Annotated in this window: 18 protein-coding genes; 8 read left to right on the top strand and 10 right to left on the bottom strand. The window is 66.1% G+C overall.

The features are described from left to right. Positions 1 to 489: PmbA/TldA family metallopeptidase (locus tag JMF90_RS06070; protein ID WP_305790739.1), on the bottom strand; the 489-nt coding region annotated here is incomplete at its 3' end. 127 nt (positions 490 to 616) lie between these two features. On the opposite strand from JMF90_RS06070, the gene yjgA reads away from it, so the two are divergent. Together yjgA and mog are read left to right on the top strand one after the other, a co-directional pair. Further along, a complete protein-coding gene (gene yjgA / locus JMF90_RS06075) occupies positions 617 to 1,219 on the top strand; it encodes a ribosome biogenesis factor YjgA (RefSeq protein ID WP_272929891.1) in 603 nt (200 codons plus the stop codon). Then, positions 1,203 to 1,811, top strand: coding sequence for a molybdopterin adenylyltransferase (gene mog, locus JMF90_RS06080; RefSeq protein ID WP_011544905.1), 609 nt, complete (start codon positions 1,203 to 1,205; stop codon positions 1,809 to 1,811). The genes yjgA and mog overlap by 17 nt, the downstream gene beginning before the upstream one ends. Positions 1,812 to 1,845: 34 nt before the next feature. Here the strand turns inward: mog and orn are convergent, their stop codons facing one another. After that, positions 1,846 to 2,466 carry an oligoribonuclease gene (gene orn, locus JMF90_RS06085; protein ID WP_006476541.1) on the bottom strand — a complete coding sequence of 207 codons (621 nt, stop codon included), beginning with the start codon at positions 2,464 to 2,466 and terminating at the stop codon, positions 1,846 to 1,848. Positions 2,467 to 2,592: 126 nt separating this feature from the next. Between orn and JMF90_RS06090 the strand changes: the two genes are divergently transcribed. From JMF90_RS06090 to JMF90_RS06100, 3 genes are read left to right on the top strand one after another with little or no spacing between them, the layout of a single operon-like run. After that, positions 2,593 to 3,852 (top strand): M48 family metallopeptidase, encoded by a 1,260-nt coding sequence (locus JMF90_RS06090; protein WP_011544904.1) that lies wholly within the window; start codon positions 2,593 to 2,595, stop codon positions 3,850 to 3,852. Further along, the gene (gene rsgA, locus JMF90_RS06095) at positions 3,849 to 4,790 is read left to right on the top strand and encodes a ribosome small subunit-dependent GTPase A (protein WP_011544903.1); all 942 of its coding nucleotides are present in this window, start codon (positions 3,849 to 3,851) and stop codon (positions 4,788 to 4,790) included. Before JMF90_RS06090 ends, rsgA begins: the two co-directional genes overlap by 4 nt. A gap of 60 nt (positions 4,791 to 4,850) precedes the next feature. Further along, entirely contained in the window at positions 4,851 to 5,168 is a 318-nt protein-coding gene (locus JMF90_RS06100) for a putative signal transducing protein (RefSeq protein ID WP_011351362.1), read from the top strand. A 77-nt stretch (positions 5,169 to 5,245) separates the two neighbouring features. On the opposite strand, the gene JMF90_RS06105 is transcribed toward JMF90_RS06100, so the two are convergent. From JMF90_RS06105 to rpsP, 6 genes are all read right to left on the bottom strand, one after another. Continuing rightward, positions 5,246 to 6,184: a CobD/CbiB family protein gene (locus JMF90_RS06105; protein WP_006476545.1), complete on the bottom strand. Its 939-nt coding sequence runs from the start codon at positions 6,182 to 6,184 to the stop codon at positions 5,246 to 5,248. A 120-nt stretch (positions 6,185 to 6,304) separates the two neighbouring features. Next, a complete protein-coding gene (locus JMF90_RS06110; protein ID WP_011544902.1) occupies positions 6,305 to 6,991 on the bottom strand; it encodes a CoA pyrophosphatase in 687 nt (228 codons plus the stop codon). 87 nt (positions 6,992 to 7,078) lie between these two features. Next, positions 7,079 to 7,471, bottom strand: a complete 393-nt coding sequence (rplS, locus tag JMF90_RS06115; protein ID WP_006486838.1) for a 50S ribosomal protein L19 — start codon at positions 7,469 to 7,471, stop codon at positions 7,079 to 7,081. 133 nt (positions 7,472 to 7,604) lie between these two features. Then, the gene (gene trmD / locus JMF90_RS06120; RefSeq protein ID WP_006476548.1) at positions 7,605 to 8,399 is read right to left on the bottom strand and encodes a tRNA (guanosine(37)-N1)-methyltransferase TrmD; all 795 of its coding nucleotides are present in this window, start codon (positions 8,397 to 8,399) and stop codon (positions 7,605 to 7,607) included. 1 nt (position 8,400) lies between these two features. Next, the gene (gene rimM, locus JMF90_RS06125; protein ID WP_011694218.1) at positions 8,401 to 9,078 is read right to left on the bottom strand and encodes a ribosome maturation factor RimM; all 678 of its coding nucleotides are present in this window, start codon (positions 9,076 to 9,078) and stop codon (positions 8,401 to 8,403) included. 42 nt (positions 9,079 to 9,120) lie between these two features. Beyond that, positions 9,121 to 9,375: a 30S ribosomal protein S16 gene (rpsP, locus tag JMF90_RS06130; protein WP_006476550.1), complete on the bottom strand. Its 255-nt coding sequence runs from the start codon at positions 9,373 to 9,375 to the stop codon at positions 9,121 to 9,123. Between the two features lie 152 nt (positions 9,376 to 9,527). Here rpsP and JMF90_RS06135 point away from each other — a divergent pair, with 152 nt between their 5' ends. Beyond that, positions 9,528 to 10,667 (top strand): sorbosone dehydrogenase family protein, encoded by a 1,140-nt coding sequence (locus JMF90_RS06135; protein ID WP_011544900.1) that lies wholly within the window; start codon positions 9,528 to 9,530, stop codon positions 10,665 to 10,667. Between the two features lie 111 nt (positions 10,668 to 10,778). After that, positions 10,779 to 11,246 carry an NINE protein gene (locus JMF90_RS06140; RefSeq protein ID WP_006476552.1) on the top strand — a complete coding sequence of 156 codons (468 nt, stop codon included), beginning with the start codon at positions 10,779 to 10,781 and terminating at the stop codon, positions 11,244 to 11,246. Between the two features lie 51 nt (positions 11,247 to 11,297). Here JMF90_RS06140 and JMF90_RS06145 read toward each other — a convergent pair whose 3' ends face one another. Both JMF90_RS06145 and JMF90_RS06150 read right to left on the bottom strand, forming a co-directional pair. Continuing rightward, a complete protein-coding gene (locus tag JMF90_RS06145; RefSeq protein ID WP_011544899.1) occupies positions 11,298 to 12,476 on the bottom strand; it encodes a PA0069 family radical SAM protein in 1,179 nt (392 codons plus the stop codon). A gap of 90 nt (positions 12,477 to 12,566) precedes the next feature. Continuing rightward, complete coding sequence (locus JMF90_RS06150) at positions 12,567 to 13,055, bottom strand: Lrp/AsnC ligand binding domain-containing protein (RefSeq protein WP_012492860.1); 489 nt, start codon at positions 13,053 to 13,055, stop codon at positions 12,567 to 12,569. 145 nt (positions 13,056 to 13,200) lie between these two features. Between JMF90_RS06150 and JMF90_RS06155 the strand changes: the two genes are divergently transcribed. Next, positions 13,201 to 13,448: FAD-dependent oxidoreductase (locus tag JMF90_RS06155; protein WP_201324989.1), on the top strand; the 248-nt coding region annotated here is incomplete at its 3' end.

Raw genomic sequence — 13,448 nt, forward strand, 5'->3', positions numbered from 1 at the left:
CGCGCCTTCCGAATTGCGGATCTGCGGGCTGACCGCGAACGCGGCATCTTCCGCGCGGCGGGCGAGCTCGACGGCCTCGTCGGCGCTCAGCGCCCACGGGTGGTACAGATCGAGGTCGCGCGGGTCGGTTTCGAGCAGCTCGGCCTCGGCGAGGCCGGCCGCTTCGTCCTCGGCCGTGAAGCGCGCGATGTTGTACGCGGCGGCGACGGTATCCTTGATCGCGGCCGGCGAGAAGTCCGACGTGCTCGCGTTGCCGCGCTTCTTGCCGATGAACACGGTGACGCCGACCATCTTGTCGCGGTTGTGCTCGATCGTTTCGACTTCGCCGCGGCGCACCGACACCGACAGGCCGTCGCCCTCGGAGATTTCGGTCGCGGCGTCGGTCGCGCCGAGCGCCTTCGCATGGCGAAGGATGTCCGACGCGATTTCCTTGAGCTGGTCCTGCGTGTGCGGGAAATAGCGCGCTTGTACGTCGAGATTGGCTGCCATCGTCTTGGTATCCGGTGGCGGGCGGGCGCCCGCATGGTCAAAATGTTGCGTATCCCGCGATCATAGCAAGGTCCGGGGCCGGACACAGACAAGCTTGGGGTGTCCGCGCCGCGATACAATGCCGCCCATGACACGCAAAACCCGAATCCAGCCGATCGAGCCTGTCGCCGAAGAAGACGACAACGGCTACGATCGCCCCAGCAAATCCCAGTTGAAGCGCGAAATGCACGAGCTGCAGGTGCTCGGTCAGGCGCTCGTCGACCTGCCGAAAGACGCACTGAAGCGCATGCCGATGCCCGAAAGTCTCGGGGACGCCGTGCGCGAGGCCCGCCGGATCACCGATCACGAAGGCAAGCGCCGCCAGCTTCAGTACGTCGGCCGCGTGATGCGCTCGCTGACCGACGACGAAACGGCCGCGCTGCGCACCGCGCTCGACGCGCAACGCGGCGTGAACAAGGCCGCCACCGCCCGCCTGCACTGGATCGAGCGCACGCGCGAGCAACTGCTCGCGAGCGACGACGCGCTGACCGAATTCCTGCGCCAGCACCCCGACGCCGACATCCAGGAAGGCCGCACGCTGATCCGCAACGCGCGCAAGGAAGCGCAGCAAGGCAAGCCGCCGCGCTATTTCCGCGAGCTGTTCCAGTGGATCAAGGCCGCAGGCGGCGCGTCCGACAGCGACGACGAAGCGGCCGACGACGCCGGAGACGACCATGACGACGAAGCGTAACCATCCGGACGAGCTCGTGGTCGGCCTCGTGTCGATCAGCGACCGCGCGAGTACGGGGGTCTACGAAGACAAGGGCATTCCGGCGCTGCAGGAATGGCTCGCCGGCACGCTGGTTTCGCCGTGGCGCGCCGAAACGCGCCTGATCCAGGACGACGCGCCGACGATCTCGGCCACGCTGACCGAACTCGTCGACGTCGCCGGCTGCGACCTCGTGCTGACGACGGGCGGCACCGGCCCCGCGCGCCGCGACGTGACGCCCGAGGCCACGCTGGCCGTGGCGACGAAGGAAATGCCGGGATTCGGCGAACAGATGCGGCAGATCAGCCTGAATTTCGTGCCGACCGCGATCCTGTCACGGCAGGTCGCGGTGATCCGCGAAACGGCCGACCATGCGGCGCTGATCATCAACCTGCCCGGCCAGCCGAAGTCGATCCGGGAAACGCTCGAAGGGCTGCGCGATGCCGACGGCAAGTCGACCGTGCCCGGCATCTTCGCCGCGGTGCCGTACTGCATCGACCTGATCGGCGGCCCGTATATCGAGACCGACGCCGCGGTGGTCGCGGCGTTCCGGCCGAAAAGCGCGCGGCGCTGAGCGTTGGCCGAGCGCGGCGCGCGTGCCGGCCCGCTCAGGCGGCCGGCGCGGACTCGCCTGCCGACACCGACGCGGCCGGAATCAGGAAATGCTCGCGGTAGTACTTCAGCTCGTCGATCGACTCGTGGATGTCCGCGAGCGCCGTGTGCATCGCCCGCTTCTGGAAACCCTTGTAGATGGCCGGCTGCCAGCGGCGGCACAGCTCCTTGAGCGTGCTGACGTCGAGGTTACGGTAGTGGAAGAATCGCTCGAATTCCGGCATCCAGCGCGCCATGAAGCGGCGGTCCTGGCAAATCGAGTTGCCGCACATCGGCGACTTGCCGGGCGACACGTACTGCGCGAGGAACGCCTGCAACTGCGCGGCGGCTTCCGCCTCGGTCACGGTCGATGCGCGCACGCGGTCGATCAGGCCCGAGCGGCCGTGCGTCGACTTGTTCCAGTCGTCCATCTTCGCGAGCGTCTCGTCGCTCTGGTGGATCGCGAACACCGGGCCCTCGACGGCGATGTCGAGCGTGGAATTGGTCACGACGACCGCGATCTCGATGATGCGGTCGTTATCCGGGTCGAGGCCCGTCATCTCCATGTCGAGCCAGACGAGGTTCAACTCGTTGCGCACGAGCGCGGGCTGGCTGGCGGAAGCGGCGGTATCGGTCATGATTCATCCTGGCAAATGGCGGACCGGGCCTCGCCGATGCAGCGCCGCCCGGGCGGCCGGCATCGCATCAGCGGGGCCGGTCCGCAAGAACATATAATTCTCGCATAGAACCCTTTGGCGCCTTCGATGTCACCCTTTTCGTTCACCCTGCTGTTCGCGATCGCCGTACTCGCGATGGTCGTCACCAAGCTGTGGCTCGCGTCGCGGCAGATCCGCTTCGTCGCCGCGCACCGCAACGGCGTGCCCGCGCAATTCAGCGCCACCATCCCGCTGACCGCCCACCAGCGCGCGGCCGACTACACGGTCGAGCGCACCCGGCTGACGATGCTCGAGATCGTCGTCAGCGCGGCCGTGCTGGTCGGCCTCACGCTGCTCGGCGGCGTCGGCGCGCTCGACACACTGCTGACCGGCTGGCTTGGCCGCGGCTACGGGCAGCAGGTCGCGCTGGTCGCCGCGGTGCTCGTGATCACGGGCGTGATCGACGTGCCGTTCGAGTATTACCGCCAGTTCGGCATCGAGCAGCGTTTCGGCTTCAACCGGATGACGAAGCGGCTGTTCTTCACCGACATGCTGAAGAATTCGCTGCTCGGCGCCGTGCTCGGCCTGCCGCTGCTGTTCGTCGTGCTGTGGCTGATGAACCAGGCCGGCAGCCTGTGGTGGCTGTGGACCTGGATCGTGTGGGTCGCGTTCCAGATGCTCGTGCTGCTGATCTACCCGACCTTCATCGCGCCGCTTTTCAACAAGTTCGAGCCGCTGAAGGACGACGCGCTGCGCGCGCGCATCGAGTCGCTGATGAAGCGCTGCGGTTTCGCGGCGAAGGGGCTGTTCGTAATGGACGGCAGCCGCCGCTCCGCGCACGGCAACGCGTATTTCACGGGCTTCGGCGCCTCGAAGCGGATCGTGTTCTTCGACACGCTGCTCGCGCGCCTGTCCGGCCAGGAAATCGAAGCCGTACTCGCGCACGAACTCGGCCACTTCAAGCGCCGCCACGTGATGAAGCGGATGCTCGTGTCGTTCGTGCTGAGCCTCGTGCTGCTCGCGCTGCTCGGCTGGCTCGCGCAACGCACGTGGTTCTACACGGGGCTCGGCGTCACGCCGTCGCTCGACACCAGCAACGCGGGCGCGGCGCTCATCCTGTTCTTCCTCGCGATTCCGGTATTCCTGTTCTTCGCGACGCCGTTCAGCAGCCTCACGTCGCGCAAGCACGAATTCGAGGCCGACGCGTTCGCGGCCAGCCAGACCGACGCGCAGGATCTCGTCAGCGCGCTCGTGAAACTCTACGAGGACAACGCGTCGACGCTGACGCCCGACCCCGTCTACACGGCTTTCTACTACTCGCATCCGCCCGCCTCGCAGCGGATCGACCGCCTGCTGCAGCACGCATGAGCCGGCCGACTTCCCGCAAGCCGGCCCCGCGCGCATCGGGCGCGCAACGGGCCGAAGGCCGCGTGATCGCGGCGCACGGCCGCCACTACATCGTCGCCCCCGACGACGGCGGCCCGATGCTGCAATGCTTCCCGCGCGGCAAGAAGAGCGACATCGCGGTCGGCGACCGCGTCGCATACGAACTCGCGTCGGCCGACCAGGGCGTGATCGTGGAGATCGGCGAACGGCGCAACCTGCTGTACCGCTCCGACCAGTTCAAGTCGAAGCTGTTCGCGGCGAACCTCGACCAGTTGCTGATCGTGCTCGCGACCGAGCCCTATTTCAGCGAGGATCTGCTCGGCCGTGCGCTGATCGCCGCCGAAGCGAACGAGCTGAAGCCGCTCGTCGTGCTGAACAAGATCGACGTCGAGGCCGCGCTGCCGGTCGCGCGAGAGCGTCTTGCGCCGTACCGCGCGCTCGGCTACGACGTGCTCGAGCTGTCGGTGAAAGGTGCGCCGGACGATGCACGCGCGCAGTTGATGCCGCACCTGGCCGGCCATTCGACGATCCTGCTCGGCCAGTCCGGGATGGGCAAATCGACGCTCGTGAACCTGCTCGTGCCCGACGCCGAAGCCGCAACCCGCGAGATTTCGGCCGCGCTCAACAGCGGCCGTCACACGACGACGTTCACGCGCCTGTACCCGCTGGAAGGCGGCGGTGCACTGATCGATTCGCCGGGCTTCCAGGAATTCGGCCTCTACCACTTGACGGAAGGCCGCCTCGAACGCGCGTTTCCGGAATTCCGGCCGCTGCTCGCGGACTGCCGTTTCTATAATTGTCATCATCTGCACGAGCCCGGCTGCGCGATCCTCGAAGCCGTCGCCGACGGCCGCATCGCGCCGTCGCGGCACGCGCTGTACGCGCAGCTCGTGCACGAGGCGAGCCAGATCGTCCGCTGACCGCGCGACGTGTGCGACGGCCGGCGCCACGCGGGCCGGCCTTCATCGACAGGAGCCGCGATGCGTTTCAAGGCACCCGACCTCGCGACCGCGCAGCATTGGGCCAACGTGCTCCAGGTAGCCGGCATCGGTTGCGAGCTGCACAACTGCTACGCGACCGGCGCGCTCGGCGGCCTGCCCGCCGATGCATGCACGCCCGAACTGTGGCTCGACGACGAACGTGACGACGCGCTTGCCCGCCGGCTGCTCGATGCCGCGTCGCACGGCCCGTCGGCGGGCGCGGCGCCCTGGCGCTGCCGGCAATGCGGCGAAGCGCTCGAAGCGCAATTCACCGCGTGCTGGCAATGCGGCGCCGTGCGCGACCCGCTCGATGACTGAACGCACTATCCTGGCGCACAGCGAAAAGGCCGGCATCGAGCCGGCCTTTTCATTTCGTCGCGCGCTGCGCTAGCGCGTCACGATACCCAGACGGCCAGCGTCAGCATCAACAGCAGGATCATCCACAGAATCACCGCTCGCCATACGAGACCAACCGCCGACTGCAGCGTGCGCGGCGTGCAATCGTCACCAACCGTCAACGGACCGCTGTCACCGACCGCCAGCGCATCGAGGCTCGACGGTTCCGCGAGCGGCCCCGCGAGACGCGCGCCGAGCGCCCCGCTGCCGGCGGCCAGCAGTACGCCGTCGTTCGGGTCGGGCCACTGGCGTGTATGGTTGCGCCACGCGTAGATCGCATCCTCGAAATTGCCGACGATCGCGAAACCGAGCGCCGTCAGTCGGGACGGAATCCAGTCGATCACGAAGAACGCGCGCTGCGCGAACGTCGAGAACGCGGCCGTGCGGTCCTCGCCCGGCGTCGACCAGCTGCGCGCGAGGTATTCGGAAATCCGGTACAGCACGGCGCCGGCCGGGCCGAGCGGCAGCACGTACCAGAAGAACACGCCGAAGACGTGGCGATGCGACGCGACGACCGCATGGATCAGCGTATGGCGGACGATTTCACCGACCGGCATGTCGACCGTGTCGATACCCGTCCACTCGTGCAGGATTTCGCGCGCGCGCGGTACGTCGTCGTTGTTGAGCGCGAGATGGATATCGGTGAAGTAGTGGCTGAACTGACGGAAGCCGAGCGTGAAATACACGACGGCGACGTTCCACAGGAACGCGAGCACGAAGCTCACCTTGTACAGCAGGAAATAGATCAGCGCGACGATCAGCACCCACGGCAGCACGACCGCGAGCCATGCGAGAAGCCCGTGTTTCTGCTTGCCGGCGTCGAGGCCATGCGCGACGGTTTCCGCATGAAACTGGAACAGCGCGAACACCGGATTGCTCGGCGACAACGCGCGGACCTGTTCGATGATGAGAGCGAGGAGAACCGAAAAGAAAGTCATGCGTGGCGCCGTCTTCGGAGTTATGTCATTTTTTGCATAACGATAGCACAGCGTCAGCCGCGCATGGCTGCCGGTGCGGTGGCCCGACGGCAGCTCGCACGCGCCAGCCGGCACGCCCGCCTAGCCGGCGGCCAAGAAGCGATACAGATTGCGAAACATGGCGGCAGTTGCGCCCCAGATGAAGTAATGCCCGTCCGGCTCGCCGTTCGGATAGGGCATGGCAAAAAAACGACGCTCGCCGCCTTCCCACCGGAACACGCGGACCTGATGGTTCGCGGGATTCATCACGAACGCGAGCGGCACTTCGAAAATCTCGGCGACTTCGAAGGTGTCGGCCTGTACGGTGAACGGCGGATGCACGAGGCCGACGACCGGCGTCACGCAGAAACCCGTGCCGGTCAGGTAGTCGGGCAGCACACCGAGAATCTCGACGCGTTCGGCGTCCAGTCCGATCTCTTCCTTCGCCTCGCGCAGTGCGGTGGCTGTCGCATCGCGGTCGAACGGCTCGCGACGGCCGCCGGGAAAACTGATTTGCCCGGCGTGGTCGTTCAGGTGATCGGCGCGCTGCGTCAGCAGCACGGTGAGGCCCGACTCGCGGACGACGAGCGGCACGAGAACGGCCGCGCTACGCGGATCGACGCCCTCCTGCAGCCTCGCCTCGCCGGGCTCGACGCTCCATTCGAGCGTACGCGCGAAACGTTCGCGCAGGCCGGACGGCGTCAGCAACCGGGAATCGATGACAGGCAGGCCGGCACCGGTGCCTTCGACCGGCAAGACTTCGGGATCGATGATGGGGCGGCGATTCAATGGGGCTCTCGGGTTCGTGTCGTATCGAGCATATTGTCGCGCCAGAATGAAAAAAGCACCCGGCTGGGTGCTTTTTCCTTACAGCTCTTACTCTTGGGAAGCTGCTGCGGCGCGATCCTTCGACACCAGCTTTTCCTTGATACGAGCCGACTTGCCCGAACGCTCGCGCAGGTAGTACAGCTTCGCACGACGCACATCACCGCGACGCTTCACGACGATGCTTGCCAGCAGCGGCGAGTACGTCTGGAACGTACGCTCGACGCCTTCGCCCGACGAGATCTTGCGGACGATGAAGTTCGAGTTCAGACCACGATTGCGAATCGCGATCACGACGCCTTCGTAAGCCTGAACGCGCTTGCGGTTACCTTCAACCACGTTCACGTTCACGATCACCGTGTCGCCCGGGGCGAAATCGGGGATGGTCTTGCCGGCGAGCGCGCGCTCGATTTCTTCCTGCTCAAGTTTTGCGATCAGATTCATTACTGACTCCTTATGCCATCGTGTCGGCGTTGACACCCGCCTGCTTGCAGGCCTGGCCCCGATAGAGGATGGATTCACATCAGGCGCCGCACACGCATGTACGGCACCGCCAATTCCCGCTCGCGCAGCCGCCTCAGGAGGCGTCCTTCGCTTCGCGTGCGAGGTTCGCGAGCCAGGCCTCGTCGGCCCGGCTCAACAACTTTTCGCGGCGCGCCCGGACGATCAGGTCCGGCCGCTTCCGCAACGTATTCCTCAATGCTTCCTGGCGCCGCCACTTCTCGATCTCGGCATGATGCCCGCCGAGCAGCACGTCCGGCACGCGTACACCGTCGTATTCCTCGGGGCGCGTGTAGTGCGGACAATCGAGCAGGCCATCGGCGAAGCTGTCCTGCACGGCCGACAACGAATCGTTCAGCACGCCGGGCAGCAACCGCACGACTGCATCCATCATTGCCATCGCCGGCAGCTCGCCGCCCGACAGCACGAAATCGCCGAGGCTGATTTCCTCGTCGACGCAACGGTCGAGCAGGCGCTGGTCGATCGCTTCGTAGCGACCGCACAGCACGACGACGCCGGGTTCCTGCGCCATCCGCACCGCGCGATCGTGCGTGAGCGGCGCGCCTTGCGGCGACATCATCACGACGCGCGTGCTCGCGATGCCCTGCTCCGCCTGCGCCGCTTTCGCGGCGTCGATTGCAGCTTCGAGCGGCCTGGCCAGCATCACCATGCCCGGACCACCGCCGTACGGACGATCGTCGACCGTGCGGTAGTTGTCCGTCGTGAAATCACGCGGGTTCCAGGTGCGCAACCCGAAGCGCCCCTGCTTGACGGCCCGGCTGGTGATTCCCCAGTCGGTCAGTGCACGGAACATCTCGGGAAAGAGCGTGACGACGTCGAACTGCACCGCGCTCTCGGTAACCTGGTTCATTTCAGTAATCGGCTTCCCAGTCGACGACGATGCGACGCGCCGCCTGATCCACCGTTTTGACGTAGACACCGACGAACGGAATCAACCGCTCGTCGGTGGTCGGCTGACCGTCTTTGCCGGTTGCCGGATACTCGACACGCATGATCGAATGCACGCCGTTGTCGATCATCCCGCTCACCTTCCCGAGCGCCACCGATTGCTCGTTGACGACCTCGAGACCGATCAGGTCGACCCAATAGAATTCGTCCGCGGCGAGTGCCGGGAAATCTTCCCGGCGCACGAACACGCGAAAACCGCGCATGGACAGCGCAGCATCGCGGTCGCTGACGCCCGCAGGTTGCGCAACGACAGTGTCGCTGTGCGTCTTCGACTGCATGATGCGGACGGAAAGCCGCTCCGCACCGCGCTCCAGCCACCAGCGACGCGCGTTGAGCAGCGCGTCGCCGCCGCGACCGGCATCGGCATGCGTCGCCACCTTGACCCAGCCCTTCAGGCCGTAGGCGTCGACCACCGCTCCGACCTCGACGGCATCGTCGGGCCAGGCCTGCGTCGCTTCGGGACTACCTTGTTCGGCAGCCTGACCGGCGTTCGCGACCGAGTCGCGCTCGACCGGCTTGCGGACGAATGCGCCGAATGACGCACGCCCGCGCCTTGCATTACCGGAATCGTGACCCGCCATCAATGCACCTCACAGCCGGCACGACCGGCACACCGTGCCATGTTAGGCAGCCGGTTGCGCCTTTTGCGCTTCCTTCACGAGACGCTGGACGGTCGGCGACAGTTGCGCGCCAACGCCTTGCCAGTACGTCAGGCGATCCTGAGCGATACGCAGCGATTCGCCCTTCGTGGCGACCGGGTTGTAGAAGCCGACGCGCTCGATGAAGCGGCCGTCACGACGGTTGCGCGAATCGGTAGCAACGATGTTGTAGAACGGGCGCTTCTTCGAGCCGCCACGAGCCAGACGGATGATAACCATATGATGTCCTTCGGGAAAACCGGGTTCGAAACTACTGAAACACGCGATTATAGCCGGAAACCAGAGGTACAACAAACACTTACGCGTAAAAAACCGCGGACGGCCCGTCCGCCGGGCATACAATCGTCGTGTCCAGGACGTTCCCGACCGTCATGCCGCCCCTTCGCGCCGCCCCGATGCGCCGCGCCCAGCGCCAAGTCGCAGCGCTGCTGGCCGGCCTTGCCTGCCTCGCGTCCGCATCGGCGTTTGCCGCGCCGCTGCCGGTGAACGAACTCGTCGTACCGCCCGGCTTCCATATAGACGTGCTGACCGACGCCGTCCCGGCCGCGCGCGAAATGGCGTGGTCGCCACGCGGCATCCTGTATGTCGGCTCGCGGGACGGCCGCGTCCACGCGTTCGTCATGCACGAGGGCCGGATCAATGCGCACTATGTCGTCGCGTTCGGGCTCGACCTGCCCGTCGGCGTCGCCTACCGCGACGGCGCCCTCTATATATCCGCCGTCTCGCGCATCCTGCGCCTCGATCATATCGACGACCGGCTCGCAAAACCGCCCGCCCCCGTCGTCGTGACCGACGCGCTGCCGACCGACCACCATCACGGCTGGAAATTCATCGCGTTCGGCCCCGACGGCAAGCTGTACGTGCCGACCGGCGCGCCGTGCAATGTCTGCCTCCCCGATCGCAATCGCTACGCGATCATCGCGCGGATGAATGCCGACGGCAGCGGACGCGAAGTGGTCGCCCGCGGCATACGCAATACGGTCGGCTTTGCATGGCACCCGGAGTCGGGCGAGCTGTGGTTCACCGACAACGGGCGCGACATGATGGGCGACGACGTACCAGACGACAAGCTGAACCGCACGCCGCGCGCCGGCCTCGATTTCGGCTTTCCATACTGCCACGGCGGCGATACGCCCGACCCCGAATTCGGCAGCGCCGACGTCTGCCGACGTTACGTGCCGCCCGTCCTGAAACTCGGCGCGCACGTCGCGGCGCTCGGGATGCGCTTCTACACCGGGCCGATGTTTCCGGCGTCGTATCGCAATAATGTCTTCATTGCCGAACACGGCTCGTGGAACCGCAGCACGAAGGTCGGCTACCGCGTGATGCGCGTGGTCGTCTCGGCGAACGGCAGCCACGCTCAGCAGACGCCGTTCGTCACGGGCTGGCTGCGGCCCGACGGCACGGTATGGGGACGCCCGGCCGATGTATTGCCGCTGCCGGACGGATCGCTGCTCGTCAGCGACGATTACGCGGGCGCGATCTACCGCGTGACTTATGCGGCACCTTGACGCAGCCGAGGGGTGACCGGGCCCGACCGGGCATCGTAGAATGCGTGCCGGGCCGCGCGCCCGCGCCGGCCTGCCGGCCCCGCCCATGCCAACGACAACACGCCGCCATCCATGTCCAGCAGCACCGCATCGCCCCGCCGCTTCCGCTCCAAGACGCTCACCGCCGCCCTCGCGTTCCTGCTCGGGTCGATCGGCGCACACCGCTTCTATCTGTACGGTTTCCGCGACGTATACGGCTGGGCCCACTTGCTCGCCACGATCGTCGGCATCCCGGGCTTCCTGCTGCTCGCCGCCACCCAGCGCAGCGCCGGCCTCGGCTGGTGGCTCGCGGTACCCGGCGCCATCTCGCTGCTGGCGGCGTTTCTCGCCGCACTCGTCTACGGGCTGCGTCCCGACGAAAAATGGGATGCGCAATTCAACGCGGACACCGGCAAGCACAGCAAGTCGGGCTGGACCGTGATCTTCGTCGTGATCTTCTCCTTGCTGATCGGCGCGTTCCTGTTGATGACCGCGCTCGCGCTGTCGTTCCAGACATACTTCGAATCGCAGGTCGAAGCAGCCAAGCAGATTTCGCAGTAAGCACGACCAATACGGTCGATACGGCTCGCCGGCAACTGCGTTGCCTGCCGGTCAGAACAGGTTCAACTGCATGTCGTCGCGCGACTTCGCGCCGGCTGCACGAACCGCGACACGCGGCGCCGGCACCGCAGCGGCCGGCGCACCGCTGAACCGCGACAGATCGAGAATGCCGTTCGTGCGTTCGTTCAACCCGAGCCGCTTGACCGCCTGACGGAAGCGCTGCCGCAACAGGTCGGCCCAGATCCCCTCCCCCTTCATCCGTTTCGAGAAATCCGAGTCGTAATCCTTGCCGCCGCGCATGTCGCGCACGCGGTTCATCACGCGCTCCGCACGATCGGGAAAATGCGCGGCAAGCCACTGCTTGAACAGCGGCGCAACCTCCCACGGCAACCTCAGGATGATGTAGCTCGCATGCGTCGCGCCGGCTTCCGCGCAGGCCTCCAGCACGCGCTCCATGTCGGGCTCGGTCACGAACGGGATCACCGGTGCGATGCTCACGCCGACCGGCACGCCCGCATCGCGCAGCGCGCGGATCGTGCGCAACCGCCGCGCCGGGGTGGCCGCGCGCGGCTCGAGCGTGCGCGCGAGCTCGGCATCAAGCGTCGTGATCGTGACCGCCGCCATCACCTGCCCGCGTTCGGCCATCGGCGCGAGCAGGTCGAGATCGCGCTCGATCAGCGACGACTTCGTGATCGCCGCGAACGGCAGCCCGCGATCGTGCATCACCTGGATCACGCTGCGCGTGATGCGCAGGTCGCGCTCGACCGGCTGGTACGCGTCGGTATTGACGCCGAGCGCGATCGGCTCCGGCACGTAGCGCTTGCGCGAAATCTCGCGCTCGAGCAGTTCGGCCGCGTTCACCTTCGCGTAGATGCGGCTTTCGAAATCGAGCCCCGGCGACAGCCCGAGGTAGCTGTGCGTCGGCCGCGCGAAGCAGTAGATACAACCGTGCTCGCAGCCGCGATACGGATTGAGCGACACGCTGAACGGAATATCGGGCGACTGGTTACGCGTCAGGATGCTCTTCGCCCGCTCCTCGAATACCTGCGTGCGCAGCGGCGCGGGGAAATCGGCGTCATCGGACGCGTGCGTCCAGCCGTCGTCCACGGCTTCGCGCTGCGCGAGCTCATACCGCCCCTGCAGGTTATCGACCGCACCGCGCCCCTTGCGGGGCACGGGCGGCGCTATCGGAAATTCGTTGTCGGACCGATCGTCCATGTGCCCACCCATTCGCCTGCACCCAATACTGTACATTTATACAGTATTGGGTGCAGCATGCCAAGGGCGGCATAAAGGGCCCGACGACGAGCCGCGGGCGCGTCACTCGCCGACGGCGATCGTCAACGTTTCCTTGATTTCCTCCATCACGACATAGCTCTTCGACTGCACGGCGCCGGGCAACTGCAGCAGGATGTCGCCCAGCAGTTTCCGGTAGTCGGCCATCTCGCCGATCCGCGCCTTGATCAGATAGTCGAAATCGCCGGAGACGAGATGACATTCGAGCACCTCGTCGATCTTCATCACTTCCCGGCGGAATTGCTCGAACATGTTGCCGCCCTTGTGGCCGAGCGTGATCTCGACGAACACCAGCAGCGCGGCCCCCAACTGGCCCGGATCGACCCGCGCGTGATAGCCGGTGATCACGCCGTCGCGCTCCATGCGCCTCACGCGCTCGATGCACGGCGTGACGGTCAGGCCGACCTGTTCCGCGAGGTCTTTCATCGCCATCCGGCCGTCGTCCTGGAGCAGTTTCAGGATGCGCCGGTCGAGCTTGTCGAGCGAGCGTACGGGCTGACGTTGCGTTCTCATTTGTTTATGCTGAAAACCAGAAAAATACAATAACAAAAACTGCACATTCGACAATACCATAGCGCAAAAAACTAGATCAGCTAGAGGTTACACGGAGCCGCAGGTGCGCCCGGCCTCGACCTGATTCCTTCGATCTGGAGCAGCTATGCGAGTCGTCATTCTGGGCAGCGGTGTAGTGGGCGTGGCAAGCGCGTATTACCTTGCGCGCGCCGGCCATGAAGTCACGGTGATCGACCGGGAAGCCGGCCCGGCGCTGGAGACGAGTTTCGCGAACGCAGGCCAGATCTCGCCCGGCTATGCGGCGCCGTGGGCCGCGCCCGGCGTGCCGCTGAAGGCCGTCAAATGGATGTTCGAAAAGCACGCGCCGCTCGCGATCCGCCTCGACGGCACGCG

Source organism: Burkholderia sp. E168m23 (genome assembly GCF_016586125.1).
Classification (GTDB): domain Bacteria; phylum Pseudomonadota; class Gammaproteobacteria; order Burkholderiales; family Burkholderiaceae; genus Burkholderia; species Burkholderia orbicola.